Here is a 25,938-nt window from a genome sequence, read left to right as displayed (position 1 = left end):
CCACCGCCGGTTTCGAAATTGGGGCTACCGCTTCGGGTGATTGAAGCGGTATAATTGCGCTATTCATGGCCAAGGGGCAGGTAAGCGTCAAGGCCGGGGCAGTGCGTGAATTGGGGCAAAGGGCAGGTATCGTGGCAAAAGGCGTCATTCGCGGAACGGTTTGGGGGTTGGTGCTGGGCGGTGCTGGCGTTGTGTCGGCATCTTTGGTGGCACCGCAGCCTGCGGGCAACACCCCGCCTGCGCCGCCACAGGTCGACGTGGCAGAAACACCGACCGTGGCAACGCCCAATCCATCCATGCCCGAATCCACTGCTGCGACAGAGCCGACAGAGGTGGCGGCGACACCGCGCGTGGCAGCGCCCCAGCAATCGGTGACCGCGCCGATCGCAGACAGTGATCCGCTCGCGCTGCCTGAAACACCCGATATCGCCGTGACCCTCGCCTTGCCCGATGCGCCTGACGTGCCCGACATCGCACCCGAGGCGGAAGAACCTGTGCTTCCCAACCCGCAATCGCTCGCCCCGCAGGTGCCCACAAACGAAGGCGATCTGGTGATCGAAACCACGCCCGCCACGCCGGTCGAAGTGGTGGATGCGGAACCTGCTGACACCGATGCACCCACGCCTGATGTGCAAGAGGTGCTGCCCGTTGAAACGCCGCCCGCCGTGGCAGAGGCCGCCCCGGCAGAGATCATTGATACATCGCCCGACCGCGCCACCCCGGTCGAAGAACCCGATGTGGCAGAACTTGCCGATGTGGCACCAGAGCCCGCGCCGGAACCGAATGCGCCGCAAGAGGTCGCGATGGCCGATGTGGCCGCACCAGCCACACAACCCGCCGCTGACGTCGCCCCGGTCGCACCAGCCGAACAACCTCAGGCCGAAACCGCTCCGGCCGCGCCCGCAAACCAACCCGAGGCCGAAGCCGCGCCAGCAGCACCGACTGAGACGCCCGAAGTGACCACACCAGAAATCATCACAGCGCTGCCAGAAGAAGACTCCGCACCAGACCTGCCCGAAGCCGAAGTTGAAACTACACCAGAGGCCCCCGCGACCCCCACGCCCGAAGGTCCGGTGAAAACAGACGCACCGGATGCTCCGGCAACACAGGATGCCCCCGTCGTGGTCAGCATCATCGACGCGCCCACCAACAGCCTGCCGCAAGGTGCGGGTGGGGTGAAGATCAACCGCGTCGGTGGCAGCACCGCAGTCGAAGAGGCCCCAGAAGATCCAGCGCCCGCGCCACCAGACATCCCCGACGATGCCCCGGCGCTGCAACGCTATGCCGCCACCTTTGAGAACCCCGATGACAAGCCGTTGATGGCGCTGATCCTGCTGGATGATCCCAACTTTGCCGAAGCCCTGCGTGCCCTGTCAGAGGTGCCGTTTTCCGTCACTGTCCTGATTGATCCCGCATTGCCCGGCGCGGCAGAGCGGATGGCCGCCTACCGCGCCAACGGCATCGAACTGGGTGTCGCGCTGTCCCTGCCGCAAGGCGCGCAGCCTGCGGATGTTGAGGTCGCACTCGAGGCCAGCTTTGGGACGCTGCCGGAAACGATTGCGCTGGCCAACACCGGCGCTGCCAACCGCACGGCCACAGGCCAGATGCTGGCGGCGCTGGCCGCAGAAGGGCGCGGCTTCATCAGCCTGTCCAGCGGCCTGAACAGTGGGTTGCGGGCGGCAGACGCCGCCGGTGTGCCTGCGGTTGAAGTGTTCCGCGATCTGGATGGTGACGGCCAAGACGCCCGCGTGATCCGCAGGTTTCTCGATCAGGCGGCGTTTCGCGCACGCCAGAACAGCGGCGTGGTGGTGCTGGGCCGGATGCGAGCCGATACTCTGTCGGCGCTGATCCTCTGGGGCACCGCCAACCGTGCGGGGCAGGTGGCCATGGCACCAGTCTCGGCCCTGATGCAAGAAGATCCGAATTAGCGGGGCCAAAGCCCGGCCGACACCCGCTTAGCTGTTGCCGCGTCCGGTGAACATCGCGGCATCCGCCGCGGCCTTGCGGATGGCATTCGATTTGTGAACCGTTTCCTGATACTCCGCTTCGGGGTCGCTGTCATAGACCACGCCGCCGCCTGCCTGAATATAAAGCTTTTGATCCTGTACCACGGCAGTCCGCAGCGCGATGCACATGTCCATATCCCCGTTGGCCGAAAAATAGCCGCAGCCGCCGCCATAGACGCCGCGCTTTTCGGGCTCCAGCTCGTCAATGATCTCCATCGCGCGCACCTTGGGCGCGCCGGAAACGGTGCCTGCTGGCATGCCTGCGAAAAACGCAGATAGCGCGTCCTGATCGTCGGCCAACTCGCCCACCACGTTGGACACGATGTGCATCACATGACTGTAGCGCTCGATGATGAATTTTTCGGTCGGTCGCATGGTCCCGACCTTGGTCACCTTGGCCGTGTCATTGCGCCCCAGATCCAGCAGCATCAAATGCTCGGCCAGTTCCTTTTTGTCCGCCAGAAGGTCTGCCTCGTTGGCGGCATCCTCTGCCGGGGTGGCACCGCGCGGGCGTGTGCCGGCAATGGGGCGGATCGTCACCTCTTTGTCGAACACCCGCACAAGGATTTCCGGGCTGGCCCCAATCACCTGAAAGCCGCCGAAGTTGAAATAGAACATAAAGGGCGACGGGTTCGTGCGCCGCAAGCTGCGATAAAGCGCAAAAGGCGGTTCGCGAAAATCTTGCGTCCAGCGCTGGCTGGGGACCACCTGAAAGATGTCACCGGCCTTGATGTAATCCTTGGCCGTCTCGACCGCATCCAGATAACCCTGATGGGTAAAGTTCGACTGTGGTGGGGCTACCGGCGCGGGGTCGGCCAGCGTGCGCGGCTCGGCCAGTGCGCGGGTCAAGGCGCGTTCGGCGTCCATCACCCGCTCTGCGGCTTGCGCATAAGCGGCCTTGGCTGACAGATCGCCACCTGCCCAGGCCGGGGCCACAAGGATCACATCACCCTTGACCCCATCCAGAACCGCCACAACCGAGGGCCGCAGCATCATCGCATCAGGCAGGCCCAAAGGGTCGGGGTTCACATCCGGCAAATGCTCGACCAGCCGGATCATATCATAGCCCAGATAGCCATATAACCCGGCTGCCGCTCCGGGCAGATCAGCGGGCAGATCAATCCGGCTTTCGGCGATCAGCGCGCGCAGGGCGGCCAGTGGCGGCTCTGTGCTTTCGACCCAGGCATCCGCATCATAGCGGGCGTTGCGGTTCGTGCGGCTGGTGGTGCCGCGACACTCCCAGATCAGATCGGGGTTCATGCCGATGATCGAATAGCGCCCGCGCACCTCGCCACCGGTCACGGATTCCAGCATGAAGGTGTTCAGCCCGGCATCACCCAGCTTCAGCATCAGAGACACCGGAGTGTCCAGATCAGCGGCTACGCGGGTATAGACCACCTGATTGTGGCCCGCGTCGTAACCCCGCGCAAAGGCGGTCATATCAGGTAGCAGTGACATCTATTGCAGCTGTGCGTTGACCGCATCCAGTGCCGATTGGTTGATCGAAACATCAGTGCGGGTCTGCACGGCGGTGTTGTAGGCCTCAAAGATATCTTGCGCGATACCTTGGGCGGCCTGCGCACCGGCCTGTTCCAACTGGGCTGCGACTTGCGGATCCGCCGGATCAGGCGGTGCAGTCGCGTCCAGCCGCACGATCAGCGCACCGGCTGCCGCACCATTGTCAATCACCTCGACATCGCCCACTTCCATCTCGGCCAATACCTCGCCAAAGCCCGGCGGTGTGCCTTCGACAAAGGTCGTGCGGGTGACCTTCTCTGCGGTTGTCGGCGTCAGGCCAAGGGTCTCGAACCCGGTCAGCGGGCTGATCTGATCTGCAAGGTTTTGTGCTTCTGCCAAAACCGCGTCATGGGTCGATTGCACCTGCCAAGCAGCATCCACTTCCTGCCGCACCTCGGCAAAGGGGCGCACAGCAGGCGGTGTGATCCCGTCCAGCCGCAGCGCAAAGACGCCACCATCGGCCAGCGGGATCAGTTCCGGGAACGCGCCTTCTTCGGCGGTGGCGGCCGCGTTGCGAAACGCCTCATAGGCCGCGATCCCATCTTGTGTGTCAGCGGTCCAGCTGATTGTGCCCATGGTCAAGATCGTGCGCTCGGCCAGATCCTCCAGCGTTGCACCGCCCGCCATCAGGTCGTTGATGCCTTCGGATGCGGCGTCAATCTGGCGGATCGCGCGTTGTGCCGAAAGCTCTGCGTTCAGATCGGGCCGCGCTTCTTCAAAGCTGATGTTTTCGGCGGCCAGAACCGCGTTCATGCGGAACAATGCCGGGCCAAGCGAGGTGTTGAACGGCCCTACAACGTCACCTGCGTCTGCGGCAAAAACCGCATCGCCAGCCGCACCCAGATCACCTTGTGCCACATCGCCCATATCCACGTCCGACAGGTCAAGCCCGCGGTCTGCGACCAGCGTGTCAAAATCGGTCTCGCCCGCGTCGAGGGCTGATTTGGCGTCATTTGCAGGTGTCTCTCCGGCAAAAACCAGCCGTTCGACCAGTCGCCGCTCGGGCCGGATGAAATCGGCCTGACGCTCTTCATAGAGCGCCCGGATCTCAGATTCGTCCACGGTGATGTCGTCCTGCACCATTTCTGGCGTGATCCAGGCATAGCTGATCGCGCGCTGCTCTGGTGCGGTGAAAAGGTCGGGGTTGGCATCGTAGAAGGCCTGTAGGTCAGCCTCTGTTGCCCCCGGCAGCGGCGCGGTCAGCATGCTGGCCGTGACCGGTGCAAAACTGATGTCGCGGGTCTCTGATGCGAATTGCACAACCGCCTCGGCAAATGCGTCGGGCGTGGGCGCACCGCCCACCACAGCGCCCTGCAACAGCGTGCGGGCCACCTCGTCGCGGATCGAGGCTTCAAAATCCGCCTCTGACAGGCCAGAGCGTTCCAGCGTCAAGCGATAGGCTTCGCGGTCAAATTCGCCCGACAGGTCGCGGAAGGCGGGCACACGCAGCACCTCTTCGCGGACCCGTTCGTCGCCCACCGAAATGCCCAATTGCGCGGCTTCATTGTCCAGCGTCCGCTCTGCAATCAACTGTTGCAACACAGCGCGATCAAGGCCCAGTTCGCGCGCCTCTTGAAAGGTCACGCGACGGCCAGCCTGCGCCTCGAACGCCCGCAATTGCTGGTTCAAACCGTTCTGATAGGCGGCAATGGCGACATCCTTTTCGCCCACGGTGCCAAGGCTGCGGATATTGCCACCCAGACCGCCCGTGCCAAAGCCCAACAGGCCGACAAAGAGCAGGATCATGATGATCCAGACAAAGGGGTTTCTGCCTTTTTTCGCAGCCATAGGTCGTTCCTTTTCCACGCAGATCGGCGGGTTTCGCAGATGTGTATGGAAGGGGCCGGAAAGGTGCAAGCCTTAGGGCTGAAATGCCGCCAGCCGGTCGAACAATTCCGCGATACCGGCACGGTCGATATTGGCAAATGCGATCCGCAATTCGGTCTTGCCCGATGGATCGTCTGCCGGGCGGAACATTGTGCCGGGCAGGGTCAGGACAGAGGCATCCTGCACCAGCCGCGGTGCCAGTTGATCGGACGGCAGATCAAACGGATGGCGCACATAGGCGAAATAGGCACCTACTCCCATCAGCTCCCAGTCCTTGGCCGCCAACACCGGAAAATGGTCCGAAATGGCCGCCCGCCGATCCAGAATTTCCAATCGCTCGCCTGCCAGCCAGTCGCCCAGATGCTGCATTCCCCACAGGGCCGCGCGCTGGCCCAATTGGTTGGGGCAGATCGTCACCGTGTCGAGGAACTTTTCCACCTCTGCCAGCAAAGCCGGTGACGCCGTGATCGCACCGACCCGATGGCCGGTCAGCCGGTAGGCTTTGGAAAACGAATAAAGCTGGATCAGCACGTCATCCCAATTTGGGTCCTGAAACAGGTGGTGTGGCGCGCCGCTGCGGCTGTCAAAGTCGCGGTATGTCTCATCCACGATCAGTTTCAACCCACGCGCGCGGCAAAGATCCCGGAACGCGGTCAGGGTCTCGGCAGGATATTCCACACCGCAGGGATTGTTGGGGGTGACAAGCGCGATGGCACGGGTGCGATCGGTGATCAGATCAGCGGCATCGGTGACACGTGGGATCAGGCCGGGGCCGGCGGGCAGGGGGGTTACGTCAACGCCGGCCATATCCAGCCACATCGCGTGGTTGAAGTAATAAGGCGTGGGCAGAATGACGCTGTCGCCTTCACCACATAAGGCTGAAATGGCGGCGGCAAAGGCCTGATTGCAGCCAGAGGTGATGGCCACATGCGCAGGCGTGATCTCTCCGGCATAGGCGGCGCTGAATTGCTGCGCCACCTCGGCCCGCAAGTCTGGCAGACCAAGCACCGGACCATAAAGATGTGCGCTTGGATCGTTCAGCACGATCTCTGACATGGCGGCCAACAGGGGCGGCGGCGGCGGATCAACCGGGGCGGCCTGGCTGACGTTCAGCAAGGGCCTGTCAGCCGGATGCGTGACCCCGTCCAGCCAGCGCCGTGCCTCCATCACAGGGGGCGGAAAGGTGGCGGCGGTGCGTGCGGTCATGCGATGTCTTTCCAAAATGTGCGGCTGCGCCGCGCGCGATTCTATTTTTTTGATGAGGGACGCTGTCCCTCAAACTCCCTGGGATATTTTTGGCCAGAAGAAGCAAAGTGGGGCGTCCATCTTCTTCTGGCTCAAATCATCCCCGCCGGAGGCTCCTGTCCTGTCAGTCTTTGCCACGATAGGGTTCGACGTACTGCAGTGCCATGTCCCATGGAAAGAAAATCCAGGTGTCCTGACTGACGCCGGTAATGAAGGTATCGACCTGCGGTTCGCCCTCTGGCTTGGCGTAGACGGTGGCGAAATGCGCCTTGGGGTAAAGCTGGCGGACAAGTTCCAGCGTTTTGCCGCTGTCCACCAGATCGTCAACGATCAGGATGCCGGTGCCGTCGCCCATGATGTCGGTGTCAGGGGATTTCAGCACCTTTGCTTCGCGTCGCTGGTCGGCTTTGCCGCCGCCTGAATGATAGGACATGACCGAAATCGTATCGACGGTGCGGATGTCCAACTCTCGTGCTACGATCATGGCTGGCGCCATACCGCCCCGGGTGATCGCGACCACCGCCCGCCATGCGCCGTCATCGGGGCCCTTGCCGTCCAGCCGCCACGCCAGCGCGCGGCTGTCGCGGTGAATCTGGTCCCAGGAGATGTGAAAGCCTTTTTCGTGGGGCAGGCGGTCTGTCATGGTGTGGCCTTTCAGGTGGTGGCGATTTTGAGCCCGAAGAGGGCGATAAGCGTGCCAAAACTGCGATCAATCCAGGTCTTGGCGCGGACATATGCCGCGCGGGCCTGCGGCAATGAAAAGACGCGTGCGACAGCCAGAGACCATAGGGTTTCATTGGCAAAGACAGCCGCGATGATGGCCGCCTTCCATGCCAGCGACGCCTCGGCCGGGACAAGCCCGACGAAGACCGCGCCAAAGAAGATCGCAGGTTTCGGGTTGGTGGCGAAAGTCAGAAAGCCAAAGCGCACAGCGCCCCAGGCAGAGCGGGGGGAAGCAGCGCTGTCGGGCTCTGCCATCGGTGCATTGGCGTGGCGCCACATCATGACTGCAATGAAAATCAAGAAGGCCGCACCGACCAGTTTCATCGCCGCAAAAAGTGCAGGAACCAGTTCAAACAGCAGCGCAATCCCCGCCATTGCGGCTGTGGCCCACAAGATGGCCCCAAGGCCAAACCCAAGGGCAAGTGCTGCTGCAACCCGAAACCCTTCGGCTGCGGCCACGCGCAGGGCCACCACAAACGACGGGCCGGGGCTGATCGCCGCGGCCAGATGGATCAGCACCACTGACAGAAATGCGGCCAGCGTCATAACGCCGCCTCGCGCGCTGTTGCAGAGGCCGCCGCCACGCTCATTCCTTGGTGATATCGGGCGCGTCGACCGCCTTCATCCCGACCACGTGGTAGCCCGCATCCACATGCAGCACTTCGCCGGTGGTGCCAGAGCCGAGATCGGACAGCAGATAAACTGCGGATTTGCCTACGTCCTCGATCGTCACCGTGCGCCGCAGCGGTGAGTTGTATTCGTTCCACTTCAGGATATAGCGGAAATCGCCAATCCCCGATGCGGCCAGCGTCTTGATCGGCCCTGCCGAGATGGCGTTCACGCGGATGCCATCCTTGCCCAGATCTTCGGCCAGATAGCGCACTGACGCCTCCAAAGCGGCCTTGCACAACCCCATGACATTATAGTGCGGCATCACCCGTTCGGCGCCATAGTAGCTGAGCGTCAGGCAGGACCCGCCTTCGTTCATCATCTTTTCGGCGCGGTTCACCACGGCGGTAAACGAATAGACCGAGATATCCATCGAGGTCAGAAAATTCTCGCGGCTGGTGTCGACGTAACGGCCGCGTAATTCTGATTTGTCAGAAAAACCAATGGCATGCACGACGAAGTCAAGCTTGCCCCACTTTTCTTCGAGGGCCGCGAACATGGCGTCCACGCTGTCCATATCGGAGACATCGCAGGGCAGCACAATGTCTGACCCCACGCTGTCCGCCAAGGGCCCCACGCGCTTTTTCAGCGCCTCGCCCTGATATGAAAACGCAAGCTCTGCTCCTGCGTCGGCACAGGCTTTGGCGATGCCCCATGCGATGGATTTGTCGTTGGCCAGACCCATGATCAGGCCTCTTTTGCCAGTCATCAGTTGTGCGGACATTGCAATTCTCCTGCTCCGGTTTGCCGGTCGCGTTCGGTTTAGGGCATGTCTGAAAGAGCAGCAAGCGGTCGTGTCAATTCCGCGACGTATGCGTTGTCAGCCATTTTTCGCCCATGCCTGTGCCGCAATGCAGCAATCACATCAGTCGGGTTGCGGCAATTCCTGCGCTGATTTAAGTGTAAGCCCCTAAGGGATTGGGACGCTAACACCACGATGGACGGACGGGACGGTATTTTTGCAGGGGATGACCCCCTTGCAATCGCACAGCGCTGGCTGGGCGAAGCGGCCGATGTGGAACCGGCTGATCCGAACGCGATTGCGCTTGCGACAGTCGACGCTGATGGGTTGCCCAACGTGCGCATGGTGCTGTTGAAAGACATCGAACCTGACTCATTTGTCTTTTATACGAATTATGAAAGCCAAAAGGCACGTGAATTAGATGGCGCGGGCAAGTGCGCTTTTGTGCTACACTGGAAATCAATCGCGCGGCAGATCCGGGTGCGTGGCCTTGTCAGCAAGGAAGACGGGGCGCAGGCGGATGCGTATTACGCCTCGCGGTCGTTAAAAAGCAGACTGGGGGCCTGGGCCTCGCGTCAGTCGCAACCGCTTGCCAGCCGCGCCGCCTTGATGGCGGATGTGGCAAAGATGACGGCCAAGCACGGCACAGACCCGGCGCGGCCGCCCTATTGGGGCGGGTACAGGATCACCCCCTTGGAAATAGAGTTCTGGGCCGATGGTGCCTTTCGCCTGCATGACAGGTTTCGATGGACACGAGATGGCGCAGCGAAGAAATGGGTTGTTAATCGGCTCTCACCCTGATCTGCATTAGGGGGAATGTGCAGGGCGGCACAGTTTGTGTTGTGTGTCATGAGTGAGCTGTCAGAATGAAGTTAACGGAAAGCCGGCCAAATCCGGCAATGGACGACGATGCAAGAAAGCGACGCGCAAGAGGGCAAGACAGTCACCGGACGAATCAAATGGTTCGATCCGGTCAAAGGGTTTGGCTTTGTGACAACCGAACCGACGGGACCGGACGTGCTGTTGCACGCCAACGTGCTGCGCAACTTTGGTCAGGGATCCGTGGCAGACGGGTCTGAGGTGGAAATCGTGGTGCAGAAGACGCCGCGCGGCCTTCAGGCCTCTGAGGTGCTGGGGATCACACCGCCGCCGCCCGATGAAAACGTGCATTTGGCCGACATGGCCGCCGTGTCCCCGGAAGAGATCGCAAGTTACACGGTGCAGCCCGCACGGGTGAAATGGTTTGATAAGGGCAAGGGCTTTGGCTTTGCCAATGTGTTCGGCGACAGCCGCGACGTCTTTGTGCATATCGAAGTGGTGCGCCGCTCTGGTCTGGCTGACCTTGCCACCGGCGAGGCGGTGGGCCTGCGCGTGATGGAAGGCAACCGGGGCCTGATGGCGATTGAGGTCAGCGGCTGGGAAGCCTCTGACGCATGATGCGTCTGGCTTTGGCGTTTTGCCTGACCGGGCAGGTGGCATCTGCCGCCTGCAGCGATGACAAGGTCTCGGTCAAAGGCGATTTTGGTCTGGCGCATTTCAGTGTTGATCTGGCCGATGACCCGCAGGAACGCGCCCAGGGGCTGATGTTTGTCGAAGAGATGGGCACGCTGGAAGGCATGCTCTTTATCTACGAGGCGCCGCGCAACGCGACATTCTGGATGCGCAACACACTGATTCCCCTCGACATGCTGTTTACGGATGACACCGGGGTTATCACCCACATCCACGAAAACGCGGTGCCGCTGGATGAAACCACCATTGATGGTGGGGACGATGTGCTTGCCGTGCTTGAGGTTAACGGCGGTTTGAGCACCCGTTTGGGCATCAAGGTGGGGGATGTGTTGCAACATCCTGCATTTGGCGCGAATGCGGTCTTGCCCTGCGAATAATTGCGGTTTAGAGAACCCGCAGTCGGGGCGTAGCGCAGCCTGGTAGCGCATCTGTTTTGGGAACAGAGGGTCGGGAGTTCGAATCTCTCCGCCCCGACCACTTCACCACAATCAGCTTATGATTTGGCGCGGCCGCGTCTTTTGGCGCGATTCTGACGGCTGGTATCTGTTTGCACCGTTGGGGTGCGATTATTTGACCAATAATTGATACCTTCAGCAGCGATAATTTTGGCCAGAAGAAAGGATGACCCGCTAGATATGGGGGGTCCGGCAACGCTTGCATACCACCAGCGGTGGTCAGAGTGGCGCGACCGACACATTATTTTTGGGCCGCAACAGCGGGGGCAGATGCGCGCCGACTTCACCCAAAGTCTTAACCGATCTTGCTAAAGGTGCGGGTTCATTCGGTTTTCGCTGTGGAGAATTCTGTGGGGGAATCGCAGCGCTTTGGATGGGTCAGGCAGAGCCGCTTCGGTCAACAGCAAAATCCCAAGATTTAGTGAATAATCCCGTTGACCCACTAGGTGTAGTTGCGTCAAGTTGTGCAAGCCGATTGGGACGACACAAGATGTAGATCGGCAGGGACGGGGAGTGTTCCGCTGACAACCAGATCGACCAGCGTGGCTGCTTGGGCTGCGCACGGGTGATTTGCGGCCTGACGCACCCCATTCCAGAGGCATCGCACCGGCATCACCGGGGCAGGTTATTTTGATCATACGCCGCAACGACGGCAAAGAAGACGGGGCTGACGCAATGAAGATTGAACGCAATTTCACCACCGCAGGCGAAGATGCATATGCCGGGATCGGGTTTCGCAGCGCGACATCCGAAATCAGGAATCCTGACGGCACCATCGTCTTCAAGCTGGAAAATTGCGAAATCCCCGAAGCTTGGAGCCAGGTCGCCTCTGACGTGATTGCACAGAAGTATTTCCGCAAGGCCGGCGTGCCCTCTGAGATCAAGCGCGTGAAGGAAAAGGGCGTGCCAGAGTTTCTGTGGCGCGGCGAACCTGCCAAAGGGGCCACCATGAGTGGTGAGACTTCCGCCAAACAGGTGTTTGACCGTCTGGCCGGGGCTTGGGCCTATTGGGGCTGGAAGGGTGGCTATTTCACCACCGAGGAAGACGCCCGCGCCTACTACGACGAAATGCGCCACATGCTGGCGACCCAGCGCGCGGCCCCCAACAGCCCGCAGTGGTTCAACACCGGCCTGCACTGGGCCTACGGCATCGATGGGCCTGCACAGGGCCACTACTATGTGGATTATCAGACCAAAGAGCTGACCAAATCCGCCTCTTCCTACGAACACCCGCAACCGCACGCCTGCTTCATTCAGTCAGTGTCCGACGATCTGGTCAACGACGGCGGCATCATGGACCTCTGGGTGCGCGAGGCGCGCCTGTTCAAGTACGGCTCTGGCACCGGCACCAACTTTAGCTCGCTGCGTGGCGAGGGTGAGCCGCTGTCGGGTGGTGGTAAATCCTCTGGCCTGATGGGTTTCCTGAAAATCGGCGACCGGGCTGCCGGTGCGATCAAATCGGGCGGCACAACTCGCCGTGCGGCCAAGATGGTGATCGTCGATGCCGACCACCCCGACATCGAGGAATTCATCAACTGGAAGGTCATCGAAGAACAAAAGGTCGCGTCCATCGTTGCTGGCTCCAAGATGCACGAGCAAAAGCTGAACGCGATCTTTGCGGCGATCAAAGCATGGGACGGGGCGGAAGCTGACGCCTATGACCCCAAGGTGAACAACACCCTGCAAGCCGCTGTGCGCGATGCAAAAAAAGTGATGATCCCCGAAACCTACATCAAGCGCGTGCTGGACTACGCCAAGCAGGGCCACACCAGCATTGAATTTCCGACCTATGACACCGATTGGGATAGCGAAGCCTATTCCAGTGTTTCCGGCCAGAACTCCAACAACTCCATCCGCGTCACGGATGCTTTCCTGAAAGCGGTCGAAAATGGCGAGCAGTGGAAGCTGCGCAACCGCAAGAACGGCGAAGTGGCGAAAATCATCGACGCCCGCGAGTTGTGGGAAAAAGTGGGGCACGCCGCATGGGCCTGTGCCGATCCGGGCATCCAGTACCACGATACCGTCAACGCTTGGCACACTTGCCCAGAAGACGGTGAGATTCGGGGATCAAACCCTTGTTCTGAATACATGTTCCTCGATGACACGGCCTGTAACCTGGCCTCGATGAACTTGCTGACTTTCTACAAGGACGGCCAGTTTCAGGTCGAAGACTACATCCACGCCACACGCCTCTGGACTGTGACGCTCGAAATCTCTGTGATGATGGCGCAGTTCCCGTCCAAGGAAATCGCGCAGCGGTCTTATGACTTCCGCACGCTGGGTCTGGGCTATGCCAACATCGGCGGTCTGCTGATGAATATGGGCTACGGTTACGACAGCGCCGAAGGCCGCAGCATGGGCGCAGTCCTGACCGCGATCCTGACAGGCGTGTCTTATGCCACATCCGCCGAAATGGCTGGTGAGCTGGGGGCATTCCCCGGTTACAAGAAAAACAGCAAGCACATGCTGCGCGTGATCAAAAACCACCGTCAGGCTGCTTTGGGCAAGACCGATGGCTATGACAATCTGGACATCAAGCCAGTAGCACTTGACCACGCCAACTGCCCCGATGATCGCCTGTGCGACATTGCGGTCGGTGCATGGGACGAGGCGCTGAAGCTGGGTAAAAAGCACGGCTACCGCAACGCGCAAGTGTCGGTGATTGCGCCGACCGGGACCATTGGTCTTGTCATGGATTGTGACACAACCGGGATTGAGCCTGACTTTGCGCTGGTGAAGTTCAAAAAACTCGCCGGTGGCGGTTATTTCAAGATCATCAACCAGTCGGTACCTGCAGCCCTTGAAACACTCGGCTACGGTTCTGCCCAGATCGAAGAAATCATTGCCTATGCGGTTGGCCACGGGTCATTGGGCCAAGCACCTGCGATCAACCACACCAGCCTGATCGGTCATGGTTTTGGTCAGGCCGAGCTGGAAAAGATCGAAGGCGCGCTGAAGTCAGCTTTCGACATCCGGTTCGTGTTCAACCAGTGGACGCTGGGGGAAGAGTTCTGCACCCAGACGCTGGGCATCCCTGCGGCCAAGCTGAACGACCCGACCTTTGATCTGCTGCGCCACCTTGGCTTCTCCAAGCAGGACATCGACGCGGCCAACGACCACGTCTGCGGCACCATGACGCTGGAAGGCGCGCCGTTCCTCAAGGACGAGCACCTGAACGTCTTTGACTGCGCCAACCCCTGCGGCAAGAAGGGCAAGCGTTTCCTGTCCGTCGACAGCCACATCCACATGATGGCCGCCGCGCAATCGTTCATCTCTGGCGCGATCTCCAAGACGATCAACATGCCAAACGATGCTACGATCGAAGACTGCCAGAAGGCCTATGAACTCAGCTGGTCGCTCGGCATCAAGGCCAACGCGCTCTACCGTGACGGCTCCAAGCTCAGCCAGCCACTTGCCGCCGCACTCGTCGAAGACGACGAAGAGGCGCAAGAGGTGCTGGAAAGCGGCAGCCAGCAGGAAAAAGCCGCCGTGCTGGCTGAAAAAGTGGTCGAGAAGATCATCGTCAAAGAGATCCTCAAAGAGCACGAGCGCACCAAGATGCCCCAGCGCCGTCGCGGCTACACCCAAAAGGCCATCGTCGGCGGGCACAAGGTCTACTTGCGCACCGGTGAATACGAAAGCGGCAAGCTGGGCGAAATCTTCATCGACATGCACAAAGAGGGTGCGGGCTTCCGGGCGATGATGAACAACTTCGCCATCGCGGTCTCCGTGGGCCTGCAATACGGCGTGCCGCTCGAGGAATTCGTTGACGCCTTCACCTTCACCAAGTTCGAACCCGCAGGCATGGTGCAGGGCAACGACAGCATCAAGACCGCGACGTCGATCCTTGACTACATCTTCCGCGAACTGGCTGTGTCCTACCTCGACCGCACCGATCTGGCGCACGTCAAACCCGAAGGCGTCAGCTTTGACGAGCTGGGCCGTGGCGAGGAAGAGGGTGTCTCGAACTTCACCGAACTGGAAGGCACCCGCGCGTCGTCACAGGTGGATGTGCTGAAAAAGGTGGTGTCCACGGGCTACCTCCGCAACCGCGCACCGCAAGAGCTGATGGTGCTGGATGGCGGCATGAACCCGGTCGCAGCCCTCAACACGCTTGTGCCAGAGGTGGCCGACGCCGCCGTGGCTGAGGCCGTGACCTCAACCACCGGACTGACCCTGCGCGACAAGGCCAAGATGCAGGGCTACGAGGGCGACCCCTGCGGCGAATGCGGCAACTACACGCTGGTGCGCAACGGGACATGCATGAAGTGCAATACCTGCGGTGGGACAAGCGGGTGTAGCTGATGAAGAAACCCACGTCCATCACCATAAAAAATAGTGGTTCGTTTGACGACGAATTGGGCTGGAAAATCGAAGGCATTGATGAAGTTACAATTGACGGCTTCACAGGCAAAGGCACAAAGGGTGGACCTGCGCTGACGATTATCGATGTCGGACAAGCTGATTTGTCGAAGGTGTTCACAGAAGGAACGAACGGACAAGGTGTAAGGATTGTCGGTTACGACATTGAAATACCTAGTGAAATCGCTTCAGAAATCTCGGACATAAGGAAGAGCTCCTCATCTCTGGATGAATTTACCGACAAACTTAAGCGGTCGGGCGCAGGGAGATGGCTGATGAACCAAAAGGGGATAGATTGGGCTGTTTTGGCAGCGTCGATCTTCGGATGAGAATACCAGAGACCCAAAGTGGCTGAGGTCACTTTCGGCGCGGATCGGGCCGCAGGCAATAAACCGGGCGGTACATAAACACGAGCCTGATCAGCGAAACTAAAGGGCGGCCTTCGGGTCGCCCCTTTTTTTGGTGCGTGGGTGGGGTGTCCCTAACCCCGCAGGGTGTCGCTCCTTGGCGCGCCATTGTCACCGGGTGACGGCCGCAACTTTGCAAGCAAAGTCGCTTTCCCGCACTGCTGCATTTGCCTGCGTCAAATGCACTTCTTCTGGCCAAAAATATCCCAGGGAGTTTGAGGGACAGCGTCCCTCATCCGCGCCGCCACGCGGCGCAAAAGATCGCGCGCGGCGCAGCCGCACATTTTTCGAAACCATGCCGTTGTTTGCGCCCCACACCGTCACTATCCTTTTGTTATCATTGAAACGAAAGGACATTGGATGCGATGCCATGAAGTAGATTACGAAATTTTCGGCGATGACATGCAAATCGTCGAAGTTGAACTCGACCCCGGAGAGAAGCTGATCGCCGAGGCCGGTGCGATGAACTACATGGAAGACGGCATCGGGTTTGACACCAAGATGGGCGATGGCACCACGCCGACCTCCGGGGTGATGGGCGCGCTGATGAACGTGGGCAAACGGGTGCTGACCGGCGAATCAATCTTTTTGACCCACTTTCGCAACGACGCCCCCAGCGGCAAGCGCCGCGTGGCTTTTGCGGCACCCTATCCGGGCAAGATCATACCCATCGACATGGCCACTGTCGGGGAAGAGCTGATTTGCCAGAAAGATGCTTTTCTCTGTGCGGCCTTCGGCACCACCACCGACATCGCCTTTCAGCGCAAGCTGGGGGCGGGGTTCTTTGGCGGTGAAGGATTTATCATGCAGCGCCTGCGCGGCGATGGCATGGCCTTCATCCATGTGGGCGGCACGGTGATCAAACGCGAATTGGCCGCGGGTGAAACCTTGCGCGTCGATACGGGCTGTTTTGCGGCCTGCTCCAGCACGGTCGACTACAACATCGAACGCGCAGGCAACCTCAAGTCGATGGTTTTCGGCGGCGAAGGGCTGTTTATCGCCACGCTGCACGGTCCGGGCACCGTCTATCTGCAATCGCTGCCGTTCTCGCGCTTGGCGAACCGGGTGCTGCAAGCCGCAGGCGGCGGCAAGGGCGAAGGCTCGGTCCTTGGTGGGCTGGGGGATATGTTCGGCGACCGATAAACGGCAGGACCGGGGGCTGTCTGCCCCCGGACCCCCGAGGATTATTTTGGCCAGAAGAAGTTAGGGCGTGGCGTTAAAGGTAAAAAGCTGTGCGCCTTTGATCGTGTAGCCATTGATCAGATCGGCCGCGCGCGGGCTGGTCAGCCAAGCCTCAAGCTTTGCCACGGCACCGACGGCCACATGCGGGTGCTGCTCGGGATTGACCGGCAGCAGGCTGTACTGGTTGAACAACATCGGGTCGCCTGCATAAAGCAGCGCCAGATCGCCCGGATTGCCAAAGTTCAGCCAGCTGGCCCTGTCGGCCAAAACGTAAGCGGGCAGCCCAGCGGCGGTGTTCAGCGCGGCCCCCATGCCGGACCCGGTTTCCAGATACCAATCGCCTGCAGGCGGATCGGGCCAAAGGGCTTGTTCCGCTTTATGGGTGCCGCTGTCATCGCCACGACTGACAAACAGGGCCTTGGCCTGCCCAATCCGCGCCAGCGCATCACGGGCCGACGTCGCATCACGGATGCCAGCGGGGTCATTTGCGGGGCCGATCAGGACAAAATCGTTATACATGATCTCGCGCCGATGGGTGCCGTAGCCCGCGGCGACAAAATCCTCTTCGGCGGCGCGCGCATGCACCAGCACCGCATCCACATCACCCGCCGCACCCAGCCGCAGGGCCTGCCCAGTGCCGACGACCAACAGTTGCACCGTGATCCCGGTATCAGCAGCAATCGCGGGCAGAAGCACATCTGCCAGCCCTGAGTTTTCAAAGGATGTGGTGACTGCAAGCTTGAGCGTCTCGGCATGGGCAAGAGGTGCCGAAAGCAGTAGCCAAAGGGCAGCGATCAGGCGCATCACAGGATGTCCCCCCGTAAAAAGGCCGCAAGCTCAGGAGTTTGCGGGGCGTTCAGAATGTCGTTCCCGCGCTCGTGGATCTGGCCCTGCACCATGAACAGCGCGTCACTCGCCAGCCTGCGGGCCTGCCCCATGTCGTGGGTGGCAAGGATGATCCGCGTGCCGCGTGACGCCGCGTCCAGCAGCAAGGCTTCAATCGCACGGGTCGCAGCCCCGTCAAGACTGGCGCAGGGCTCATCCAGAAACAGCACCTTGGGGGCGGTGATCAGCGCGCGGGCGAGTGCTAGCTTTTGCCGCTCGCCCCCCGACAGGCGCGACGCTTGCAGGTGCAGCTTGGCCGTCAGCCCCGCACGGGCCGCCCAATCCGCAACGCGGGCCTCTTGGTCGGGCGCTCGCGACAGGGTCAGCGGATAGCGCAGATTGCCTGCCACCGTGCGGCGCAACACCACGGGGGCCTGGAACACGAAGGACTGGTGCTGATGCGCCACGGCAGCGGGAACAGCCCAGTCCAAGGTGCCATCCGACAACCGCTCGATCCCGTGCAGCGCGCGCAACAGCGTGGTCTTGCCTGACCCGTTTGGCCCCATGACCACGGTGATCCCGGCACCCTCCAGCGTCAGATCAATTGGGCCAAGCAGCACCTTTCCCTTGCGACGCACGATCAGCCCCTTGGCGTTCAGCGGCAACATCACCAGCGCCCCCGCCGTTCCGTGCCAGACAGCCAATGGATCGCCAGATTGATCACCAGCGCCAGCCCGATCAGCACAAACCCCAACGCCAGCGCCAAGGCGAAATCGCCCTTGCCGGTCTCAAGCGCGATCGCGGTGGTCAGCACCCGTGTCGCATTGTCGATGTTACCGCCCACGATCATGATCGCGCCGACCTCTCCGATGGCGCGGCCAAATCCGGCCAGTGCAGCCGTCAGCAACGCGCGCCTGCCATCGGTGATCAAGGTGACGATCCGCTGCCACTTTGTAGCATTCAGCGAGATCAGCAGGTCATGATACTCGGCCCAAAGCTCTCGCATCGCCTGGTGGGTGATCGAGGCGATCAGCGGCGTGATGATGATCACCTGTGCGATAATCATGGCGGTGGGCGTGAACAGCAGGCCCAGGACACCAAACGGACCGGACCGGCTCAGCAAGATGTAGACGATTAGACCGACCACCACAGGCGGCAGGCCCATCAGCGCGTTCAGAACGGCAATCACAAGGCGCCGCAGGCGGAACCGCTGCACCGCCAGCGCCGTCCCCAAGGGGATCGCAATCAGGCTGGCAACCATCAGCGCACTGATGCTGACCTGCAGTGACCGCAAGCTGATTTGCACCAGATCGGCATCCAGCGTTGCGACCAGCCAAAAGGCGGCCACCAGTCCATCAAGGATATCATTCATCTGCCAGACGCCGCGATCATGGCATTCCTGCTAGGGCGGCCCTGCGCCCTTGTCCAGCCACCTATCCGACGCGCGGGATATCAAAACCGGCATCCGCCAGCACGAAGGTTTCGAATAGGAAACCGGGGGACACAGTGCAACTGACCAGCGTGTAGTCGCCGGTGGTGCGTGCGGCCTGCCAATGACCCGGCGGGACGATCAATTGCGGGGCTTGACCCGCCGCCAAATCGGGGCCCAACAGATCATCCGTTGCAGGGCCCTTGGCCTGCGCCGCGCGCGACAGGACCAGCGGCGCACCTGCGTGATACAGCCAGATTTCAGCGGCATCCACCGTGTGCCAATGGCTCGATTCTCCGGCTTTCAACAGGAAGTAGATACAAGTCCCTGTCGCGCGGCCCGCATTCTTTGCAGCCCATGTCTGGCGGTAATAGCCACCTTCAGGATGCGGTTGCAGGTCCAGATGGGCAATGATCTCATCAGCTGTCATGCCGCCACGTTACGGGATTGCGCGCGTGCGGCAATAGGGCGAGGGTGCAGGCATGAAAGATATCGTGATTGTAGGGGCCGGGCTGATCGGGGCGGCACTGGCCTATCGCCTGTCAGCGGCAGGGGCAAAGGTGACGATTGTGGACATGGCTGGGCCCGCTGCGGGGGCCTCGGGTACTTCTTTTGGCTGGATCAACGCCAGCTTTTATAAGGATGCGGAACACTACCGCTTGCGTGCGGCCGGCATTGCCGCGCATCAGCGGCTGCACCAGATCCTTACCACCGGTGCCTACACATGGCAGCCCGCGCTTTGGTATGAAGAACAGGGCGATGCGCTCACCAAGATGGCCGACGATCTGCGCGCGCTTGACTACCCGGTGAGCCAATTTGATCAGGCCCAGATCGCGGATTTGGAACCCAACATCGTGGCCCCCGACGCAGGCCTTTGCTTCGCGGCAGAGGGCGTGGTCGATGCCGCCGCATTAACCCGCGATCTGTTCGCCGCCGCTCAGGCGAACGGTGCGCGCGCCGTGCTGGGCGTGACCGTGCAGGCAGTGCACCGGACCGCCGGAAAGGTGACTGGCGTTACAACGCACCAAGGTGTCATCCACGCCGATCAGGTGGTCGTCGCCGCTGGCACCGGGGCGGCAGATTTGATCGGTCTGCCGATGCTGACCCGACCGGGATTGCTGATGAAAACCAATGCCTTACCGCCGGTTCTCGCCCATATACTGGTCAGCCCCGCGGGCGAGGTAAAGCAAGACGCCGAGGGTCGCTTGGTCATGCCGACAGCGATTGGGCATCAGGCCGATGACAGCACGCAGCTTGCCCAAACCCCTGTGCTGGCGGCCGATGCCGCATTGGCGCGATTGCAGGCGATGATTCCACAGCACGATCTCTGTTGGACCGAAGTGGCGCTGGCCTACCGCCCGGTGCCGCAGGATGGATTGCCGGTGATTGGGGCCGTGGAACCGGGGCTTTATGCCTGCGTGATGCACTCTGGCGTGACCTTGGCGGCCATCTCGGCTGAATACGCCACGCAGGAATTGCTGCATGGCGATATGGTCAATGCGCTGGGGCCATATCGCCCGACACGGTTTGACTAAGGCGCGTCCCATACTGGCCCGCCACCATCTTGGACCGTCACAGCAAAACAAGCGCCTCGGGCAGTGCTGTGTTGTTGACCATTGCCCGGACCATCTCTGCGAAAAGTCGCGGGTTCTGACCTGACCAACCATGCCCAAGCCCCGGCGCCTGCGCCGCTCTGCCATGTGGGACCATGGCAGCGATCTTGGTTTGGCTGTCGCGGATCAGCGCATGTTCCTTTCCGCCCGCCGCGATCAACAAGCGACCGCCAAACCCGGAAATATCCGGCGCTTCGAAATCAACGGCGTTGTTGCTGGCGCGGCGAAAGGCCTGCGGCGTTGTCAGGCGGGCCGCAGCGACATATCCGTCGATCCTGTCGTCGGGAATGCCCAGATTTGCCGCATTCATGCGGGCAAGGCGGGGCAGACGGACAAAGGGTGACATCAGCGCGCCCATGACTTTCATCAGGGTCTTGTTGGGCATACCGTCTGCATGAACACCCGACAACGTGGCCGACGCAAAGCGCCCCGGCGCATGGTGTAACAAGTGCAGACGGACGTAACTGCCAAGTGACAAAGTCACCAGATGAACCGGTTTCTGGCTTGGTATGACGCTCAACACCTGTTCTGCCACGGCTGGCAGCGACTGCCATCGCATCTGCGCAGAGCGTCCGTGACCCGGCAGGTCCACCGTATGACAGCGCAGATCGGGCAGGGCGGCGATGACGTCCTGCCACATCCAACCTGATGTCCCGACGGCGTGCAGAAACACGACGTCGGGTGCATCAGATGGGCCAGCACTTTCGATGTACGGAAACACTAGTTCTTGAGGATGGACCGGCCCGCATAGGTTGCCGTTTCGCCCAGCATCTCCTCGATACGAATGAGCTGGTTGTATTTTGCCAAACGGTCGGAACGCGAAAGAGATCCGGTCTTGATCTGCCCGCAGTTGGTCGCGACCGCCAGATCAGCAATCGTGGCATCCTCGGTCTCGCCGGAACGGTGCGACATTACATTGGTGAACTGCGCGCGATGCGCCATGTCCACTGCTTGAAGTGTTTCCGTCAAGCTGCCGATTTGATTGACTTTTACCAGCATAGAGTTGGCGCTGCCCTTGGCGATCCCATCGGCCAGACGCGCAGGGTTGGTGACAAACAGATCGTCACCGACCAACTGGATCTTGTCACCGATCTTGTCGGTCAACAGCTTCCAGCCGTCCCAGTCATCCTCGGCCATGCCGTCTTCGATGCTGATAATCGGATAGTCGGCGCAGAGGGCGGCCAAATAATCGGCATTCTCGGCACTGCTCAGCACCTTGCCTTCGCCCTTCATGTCGTACTTGCCGTCGCGATAATACTCGGTCGAGGCACAGTCGAGCGCCAGATAGATGTCCTTGCCCGGCTCATAACCGGCCTTCTTGATCGAGGTCATGATGAAATCGAGCGCATCGCGCGTGGACGCCAAATTGGGGGCAAAGCCGCCTTCATCACCGATACCGGTGTTATGTCCCGCCGCCGACAGCTCTTTCTTAAGCGTGTGGAACACCTCAGACCCCATGCGCACCGCCTCGCGGATGTTCTCGGCGGCCACCGGCATGATCATGAATTCCTGAATATCAATCGGGTTATCCGCATGTTCGCCGCCATTGATGATGTTCATCATTGGCACGGGCAGGGTGCGGGCCGAGGTTCCGCCGATATAGCGAAACAGGGGCTGTGCAGTGAAATCTGCTGCCGCCTTGGCCACCGCCATCGACACGCCCAGAATTGCATTGGCCCCCAGACGACCCTTGTTTGCGGTGCCGTCGAGTTCAATCATCGCCATGTCGATGGCAACTTGCTCGGTTGCGTCAAAGCCCACGATGGTGTCCGCGATCTCGCCGTTCACGGCGGCCACAGCCTCCAGCACACCTTTGCCCATGTACCGGCCCTTGTCGCCGTCGCGCTTTTCCACCGCTTCATGCGCACCTGTCGACGCACCCGATGGCACGGCCGCACGGCCCATTGTGCCGTCTTCAAGGATCACATCCACCTCGACCGTCGGATTGCCCCGGCTATCAAGGATTTCGCGGGCGTGGATATCGACAATGGTGCTCATGGAAGAGGCTCCTTTCAGGGAGGTGTTAGCGGTATCGGCGCGTCTATAGCGCGGGTTTGTGACGGTTTAAACGGGATTCGCGCCAAAGTGTATAAAGACCTGACCCCACAATGATCGCAGCCCCCAGCAGCGTCAGGGCATCGGGGCGCTCGGCAAAGAAGATCGCCCCGATGATCAGCGCAAAGACGATCCGGGTATACCGGAACGGCGCAATGGCCGACAGATCACCAATCCGGGTGGCTCCGATAATAGCGAAATAGGCACCAATGACGATGGCGATGGCCAGTGCCAGCTGACCGGTCAGGGCAGGGGGCGGCGTGACCCAATCTTGTCCTGCCATCAGCATCATCGCCCAGCCGGTTGGGATCAGGAACAAGAACGCATAGGCCGCCAGATTGCTTGACGGGATCGACTTGGGCACCATCCTTGTGATCAAATCCCGCGCGCCCAGTCCTAGTACGCCGCCGATGGCAAAAAGCACATTGGCGTCAAACCCCTCTAACCCCGGTCTGAGGATCATCAGCACCCCGGCCAGCCCCACGGCAATGGCCGTCCAGCGTCGCCAGCCAATCGCCTCGCCCAGAAACAGGCCTGCGCCAATGGTGACGATCAGCGGTGTGGCCTGCAACACCGCAGAGGCTGTGGACAGCGGGATCAGCGACAGCGCGGTCACAAAGCACAGCGATCCCAGCGCCTCGCTCAGATTGCGCAGAATGATGAGCGGTTGCCATGCATGCGGCACAAAGGCGCGCGGGTTCTGGCGCAGTGCTACGGCCGACAGGACCACCGCACCACCCGTGCCCAAGATCATCACGATCTGGCCAACGGGCAGGGTATCAGAAGTGGCCTTGATGATGGCATCCACAATCGCAAAGGCCAGCATCGCCAGCACCATCAACACGCTGCCCCGGAAATTGTCCAAACCCTGTCCTATCTTGTGGTCGCTCGTGGCTGCGATACCGAAAGTTGTAGAAAATGAAAAGAAGTCAGGATTTCCAGCATTGAGGGAATCGCAACCAATTGCGACGATCCTTGCATTGAACAGACATGGGGATGTCGAAAATGCGTTTTGTTGTGTTGATGTGTGGTTGGGCGACGGCGACCGGGTTTGCAACCCTGATTGCCGGTTAGACCTCAGCCCTTGGTCTTGGTGCCGTATAATTCCAACCGGTGCCCGATCAATTTGTAGCCAAGTTTCGCTGCGATTTTTTCCTGCAGGGCCTCGATCTCGGGGTCCAGAAATTCAATCACCTCACCTGATTGCATGTCGATCAGGTGATCGTGGTGTTCGCGGTCCGCGGTCTCGTACCGGGCGCGGCCATCACAAAATTCGTGCTTTTCCAGAATGCCTGTCTCTTCCAGCAGCTTTACGGTGCGATACACCGTTGCCAGCGAAATGCGCGGATCGGCGGCAGCGGCCCGATTATACAACTCTTCCACATCGGGGTGATCATCGGCGTCTTGCAGCACAGCTGCAATCGTGCGGCGCTGATCGGTCATGCGCAGGCCAGCAGCCTCGCAACGGGACAGGATGGTGGTGGTCATTGGGCCCCCGAGCAGTGAAACTCCCCTGCCATAGCGTGCAATCGGGGCCAAGACCAGATGCGGGCTTGCGCGAAAGGTTGCTCTGCTGCGGTTTTTCCCCTTTGGGCCAAAGATGCGGCCTGTCAGGCTGGCAGCCATTGAAATCTGGGGGAATGACATGAGCTTGATGAAAACGCTGGCCAAGGTGGCCATTGGTGTCGCCGTCGCCAAGGGCGCGCAAAAGATGATGCAAGGACGTGGCAACACGCCATCCGGGCAGGTCGCGGATGACGGGCTTTTCCGTGGTGCGCATTCCCCCAATCAGGCTGATGCACAGGCGGGCAACCCGCTCGAAGGGATGATGGATAACATCCTTGGCGGTGGTGCCGCGCAGGGCGGGCTTGGCGGCCTGCTTGACCAATTTGCCGGCAGTGACGGCGTCGATACGCGCGCGCGCCCTTCGTCGCCTGCGGGGTTAGAGGATTTGCTGGGCGGGTTGACAGGCGGCGCCGCTGGCGGCGGTCTGGGTGGCCTCTTGGGCGGTCTGGCCGGTGCGCTCGGCGGTGCCAGCGGTGGCGGCGGCGGTCTGGGGGACGTGCTCGGCTCGCAATTCGACAGCACCCCGCAAAAGGCCAAGACCTCCAGCCAGGATCAGGAAGCCGCCGCAGGCCTGATGCTCGCCGCCATGCTGCAAGCGGCCAAATCCGATGGCACCTTTGATCAGGGCGAACAGGCCAAGATCATGGACAAGCTTGGCGATGTCAGTCAGGCAGAGCGTGATTTCGTGAACCGCGAGCTACAAAAGCCGATTGATGTGGCAGGGCTGGCCAATGCGGTTCCGCAAGGCATGGAAAGGCAAGTCTACATGATGTCTGTGCTGGGCATCGACCTAGATAGCCAGGAAGAGGCGAAGTACCTGCACGATCTCGCAAGCGCGCTGCATATCCAGCCGCAGGCGGTCAACGCGGTGCATGACAAACTGGGCGTGCCGCGCATCTACCGCTAGGGATCGTCACGGGGTCAGACCAGCAGCCTGCCGTCCATGACACGCACGGCCTGACCAGAGATTGTGACCTGCACCGGATCACCGTGGCTTTGCGCGGTAATCCTTGACGTCCGTCCCATATCTTCACCTTGGGTGATGTGCAGGGTTTGCGGCTGGCGCAAATCCTCGTGCAGCAGGGCGGCCAAGGTGGCGCAGGCGCTGCCGGTGGCTGGATCTTCCGGGATGTTGTCGAGCGGGGCAAACATGCGCGCATCGACCTGCGCACCCTCGCGGACATAGGCAAAGATCGCAAAATCGAGCCCCGCCGGGTGCCGCTGTGCCCCGTCGCGGCAGGCTGCAATATCGGGCTGGCAATGGGCCAGGGCCGCGCGGTCGGTCAGTTCCACAATCACAAAAGGCAGCCCAAGCGAGGCTTGCACCGGCCCATGCACCGTGGCGGAAATTGCCGACCGTGATGTGCCCAGCGCGCGGGCAACAAGGGCCGGATCGGGGTGCGAAAGACGCGACAGCGGGGCGGTGGTGGTAAACGCTGCACCTTCGGGTGTCACCGTGCAGGCAATCGGGCCGACCCCAAGTTCCAGCACCAGATCGGACCCGCGCCCCAGATCATACAGCGCAATTGCTGTGCCAATGGTTGGATGCCCGGCAAAGTCGATTTCCTGTGTCGGTGTGAAAATGCGGACCTTGGCCGTATGGGCCGGGTCTTCGGGCGGATAGACGAGGGTGATTTCAGAGAATTTGAACTCGACCGCAATGGCCTGCAACTGGTCCTCCGACAGGCCCGTGGCGTCAGGGAACACTGCCAATTGGTTCCCGCCAAAGGGGCGGTCGGTAAAAACATCATAGACAAGGTATTGGGTCATCACATCGGATCCTTTGGCGCGCAGGGCCTTTG

Annotated in this window: 25 protein-coding genes and 1 tRNA gene; 10 read left to right on the top strand and 16 right to left on the bottom strand. The window is 60.9% G+C overall.

What is annotated here, in order from left to right; translation table 11 throughout:
* The first annotated feature begins 65 nt into the window (after positions 1 to 65).
* Entirely contained in the window at positions 66 to 1,928 is a 1,863-nt protein-coding gene (locus AB3Y40_RS08550) for a divergent polysaccharide deacetylase family protein (RefSeq protein WP_369438368.1), read from the top strand.
* 27 nt (positions 1,929 to 1,955) lie between these two features.
* Here the strand turns inward: AB3Y40_RS08550 and trpE are convergent, their stop codons facing one another.
* From trpE to fabI, 6 genes are all read right to left on the bottom strand, one after another.
* Positions 1,956 to 3,464: an anthranilate synthase component I gene (gene trpE, locus AB3Y40_RS08545; RefSeq protein ID WP_369438367.1), complete on the bottom strand. Its 1,509-nt coding sequence runs from the start codon at positions 3,462 to 3,464 to the stop codon at positions 1,956 to 1,958.
* On the bottom strand, positions 3,465 to 5,312 hold the full coding sequence (locus tag AB3Y40_RS08540; protein ID WP_369438366.1) for a peptidyl-prolyl cis-trans isomerase: 1,848 nt from the start codon (positions 5,310 to 5,312) through the stop codon (positions 3,465 to 3,467).
* Positions 5,313 to 5,384: 72 nt separating this feature from the next.
* Positions 5,385 to 6,557, bottom strand: a complete 1,173-nt coding sequence (locus AB3Y40_RS08535; protein WP_369438365.1) for an aminotransferase — start codon at positions 6,555 to 6,557, stop codon at positions 5,385 to 5,387.
* Positions 6,558 to 6,720: 163 nt separating this feature from the next.
* The gene (gene gpt, locus AB3Y40_RS08530; RefSeq protein ID WP_369438364.1) at positions 6,721 to 7,239 is read right to left on the bottom strand and encodes a xanthine phosphoribosyltransferase; all 519 of its coding nucleotides are present in this window, start codon (positions 7,237 to 7,239) and stop codon (positions 6,721 to 6,723) included.
* Between the two features lie 11 nt (positions 7,240 to 7,250).
* Positions 7,251 to 7,865, bottom strand: a complete 615-nt coding sequence (locus tag AB3Y40_RS08525; protein WP_369438363.1) for a LysE family translocator — start codon at positions 7,863 to 7,865, stop codon at positions 7,251 to 7,253.
* A gap of 40 nt (positions 7,866 to 7,905) precedes the next feature.
* Entirely contained in the window at positions 7,906 to 8,712 is an 807-nt protein-coding gene (gene fabI / locus AB3Y40_RS08520) for an enoyl-ACP reductase FabI (protein ID WP_369438362.1), read from the bottom strand.
* Positions 8,713 to 8,925: 213 nt separating this feature from the next.
* Between fabI and pdxH the strand changes: the two genes are divergently transcribed.
* The 6 genes from pdxH (at position 8,926) to AB3Y40_RS08490 (ending at position 15,388) form a co-directional block, all read left to right on the top strand.
* Positions 8,926 to 9,531: a pyridoxamine 5'-phosphate oxidase gene (gene pdxH / locus AB3Y40_RS08515; RefSeq protein WP_369438361.1), complete on the top strand. Its 606-nt coding sequence runs from the start codon at positions 8,926 to 8,928 to the stop codon at positions 9,529 to 9,531.
* Positions 9,532 to 9,639: 108 nt separating this feature from the next.
* Complete coding sequence (locus AB3Y40_RS08510) at positions 9,640 to 10,167, top strand: cold-shock protein (RefSeq protein ID WP_369438360.1); 528 nt, start codon at positions 9,640 to 9,642, stop codon at positions 10,165 to 10,167.
* A complete protein-coding gene (locus AB3Y40_RS08505; protein ID WP_369438359.1) occupies positions 10,164 to 10,619 on the top strand; it encodes a DUF192 domain-containing protein in 456 nt (151 codons plus the stop codon). Before AB3Y40_RS08510 ends, AB3Y40_RS08505 begins: the two co-directional genes overlap by 4 nt.
* Before the next feature lie 23 nt (positions 10,620 to 10,642).
* Positions 10,643 to 10,719: transfer RNA gene (locus tag AB3Y40_RS08500), tRNA-Pro, on the top strand.
* Positions 10,720 to 11,372: 653 nt separating this feature from the next.
* Positions 11,373 to 15,002, top strand: a complete 3,630-nt coding sequence (locus tag AB3Y40_RS08495; RefSeq protein WP_369438358.1) for a vitamin B12-dependent ribonucleotide reductase — start codon at positions 11,373 to 11,375, stop codon at positions 15,000 to 15,002.
* Positions 15,002 to 15,388 carry a hypothetical protein gene (locus AB3Y40_RS08490; protein ID WP_369438357.1) on the top strand — a complete coding sequence of 129 codons (387 nt, stop codon included), beginning with the start codon at positions 15,002 to 15,004 and terminating at the stop codon, positions 15,386 to 15,388. Before AB3Y40_RS08495 ends, AB3Y40_RS08490 begins: the two co-directional genes overlap by 1 nt.
* A gap of 189 nt (positions 15,389 to 15,577) precedes the next feature.
* Here AB3Y40_RS08490 and AB3Y40_RS08485 read toward each other — a convergent pair whose 3' ends face one another.
* On the bottom strand, positions 15,578 to 15,823 hold the full coding sequence (locus AB3Y40_RS08485; RefSeq protein ID WP_369438356.1) for a hypothetical protein: 246 nt from the start codon (positions 15,821 to 15,823) through the stop codon (positions 15,578 to 15,580).
* 3 nt (positions 15,824 to 15,826) lie between these two features.
* Here AB3Y40_RS08485 and AB3Y40_RS08480 point away from each other — a divergent pair, with 3 nt between their 5' ends.
* Positions 15,827 to 16,609 carry a TIGR00266 family protein gene (locus tag AB3Y40_RS08480; RefSeq protein ID WP_369438355.1) on the top strand — a complete coding sequence of 261 codons (783 nt, stop codon included), beginning with the start codon at positions 15,827 to 15,829 and terminating at the stop codon, positions 16,607 to 16,609.
* A 60-nt stretch (positions 16,610 to 16,669) separates the two neighbouring features.
* On the opposite strand, the gene AB3Y40_RS08475 is transcribed toward AB3Y40_RS08480, so the two are convergent.
* The 4 genes from AB3Y40_RS08475 to AB3Y40_RS08460 all read right to left on the bottom strand — a co-directional run bounded on the left by AB3Y40_RS08475 (position 16,670) and on the right by AB3Y40_RS08460 (position 19,332).
* On the bottom strand, positions 16,670 to 17,452 hold the full coding sequence (locus AB3Y40_RS08475; protein ID WP_369438354.1) for an ABC transporter substrate-binding protein: 783 nt from the start codon (positions 17,450 to 17,452) through the stop codon (positions 16,670 to 16,672).
* Complete coding sequence (locus AB3Y40_RS08470) at positions 17,452 to 18,141, bottom strand: ABC transporter ATP-binding protein (protein ID WP_369438353.1); 690 nt, start codon at positions 18,139 to 18,141, stop codon at positions 17,452 to 17,454. The genes AB3Y40_RS08475 and AB3Y40_RS08470 overlap by 1 nt, the downstream gene beginning before the upstream one ends.
* A complete protein-coding gene (locus AB3Y40_RS08465) occupies positions 18,141 to 18,845 on the bottom strand; it encodes an ABC transporter permease (protein ID WP_369438352.1) in 705 nt (234 codons plus the stop codon). The genes AB3Y40_RS08470 and AB3Y40_RS08465 overlap by 1 nt, the downstream gene beginning before the upstream one ends.
* A gap of 61 nt (positions 18,846 to 18,906) precedes the next feature.
* Complete coding sequence (locus tag AB3Y40_RS08460; RefSeq protein WP_369438351.1) at positions 18,907 to 19,332, bottom strand: cupin domain-containing protein; 426 nt, start codon at positions 19,330 to 19,332, stop codon at positions 18,907 to 18,909.
* Positions 19,333 to 19,384: 52 nt separating this feature from the next.
* On the opposite strand from AB3Y40_RS08460, the gene AB3Y40_RS08455 reads away from it, so the two are divergent.
* Positions 19,385 to 20,437: an NAD(P)/FAD-dependent oxidoreductase gene (locus tag AB3Y40_RS08455; RefSeq protein ID WP_369438350.1), complete on the top strand. Its 1,053-nt coding sequence runs from the start codon at positions 19,385 to 19,387 to the stop codon at positions 20,435 to 20,437.
* Between the two features lie 37 nt (positions 20,438 to 20,474).
* Here AB3Y40_RS08455 and AB3Y40_RS08450 read toward each other — a convergent pair whose 3' ends face one another.
* The 4 genes from AB3Y40_RS08450 to AB3Y40_RS08435 form a co-directional block, all read right to left on the bottom strand.
* Positions 20,475 to 21,188 carry an alpha/beta fold hydrolase gene (locus AB3Y40_RS08450; protein ID WP_369438349.1) on the bottom strand — a complete coding sequence of 238 codons (714 nt, stop codon included), beginning with the start codon at positions 21,186 to 21,188 and terminating at the stop codon, positions 20,475 to 20,477.
* Between the two features lie 47 nt (positions 21,189 to 21,235).
* Positions 21,236 to 22,513, bottom strand: a complete 1,278-nt coding sequence (gene eno / locus AB3Y40_RS08445) for a phosphopyruvate hydratase (RefSeq protein WP_369438348.1) — start codon at positions 22,511 to 22,513, stop codon at positions 21,236 to 21,238.
* 43 nt (positions 22,514 to 22,556) lie between these two features.
* Positions 22,557 to 23,435 carry a DMT family transporter gene (locus AB3Y40_RS08440; protein WP_369438347.1) on the bottom strand — a complete coding sequence of 293 codons (879 nt, stop codon included), beginning with the start codon at positions 23,433 to 23,435 and terminating at the stop codon, positions 22,557 to 22,559.
* 212 nt (positions 23,436 to 23,647) lie between these two features.
* Positions 23,648 to 24,058, bottom strand: coding sequence for a Fur family transcriptional regulator (locus AB3Y40_RS08435; protein WP_369438346.1), 411 nt, complete (start codon positions 24,056 to 24,058; stop codon positions 23,648 to 23,650).
* A gap of 157 nt (positions 24,059 to 24,215) precedes the next feature.
* Between AB3Y40_RS08435 and AB3Y40_RS08430 the strand changes: the two genes are divergently transcribed.
* A complete protein-coding gene (locus AB3Y40_RS08430; RefSeq protein WP_369438345.1) occupies positions 24,216 to 25,043 on the top strand; it encodes a tellurite resistance TerB family protein in 828 nt (275 codons plus the stop codon).
* 14 nt (positions 25,044 to 25,057) lie between these two features.
* On the opposite strand, the gene AB3Y40_RS08425 is transcribed toward AB3Y40_RS08430, so the two are convergent.
* The gene (locus AB3Y40_RS08425) at positions 25,058 to 25,906 is read right to left on the bottom strand and encodes a PhzF family phenazine biosynthesis protein (RefSeq protein WP_369438344.1); all 849 of its coding nucleotides are present in this window, start codon (positions 25,904 to 25,906) and stop codon (positions 25,058 to 25,060) included.
* Between the last annotated feature and the right edge of the window lie 32 nt (positions 25,907 to 25,938).

Source organism: Yoonia sp. R2331, from assembly GCF_041103235.1.
Lineage (GTDB): Bacteria > Pseudomonadota > Alphaproteobacteria > Rhodobacterales > Rhodobacteraceae > CANMYO01.
This window is presented reverse-complemented; position numbering and strand designations above follow the sequence as displayed.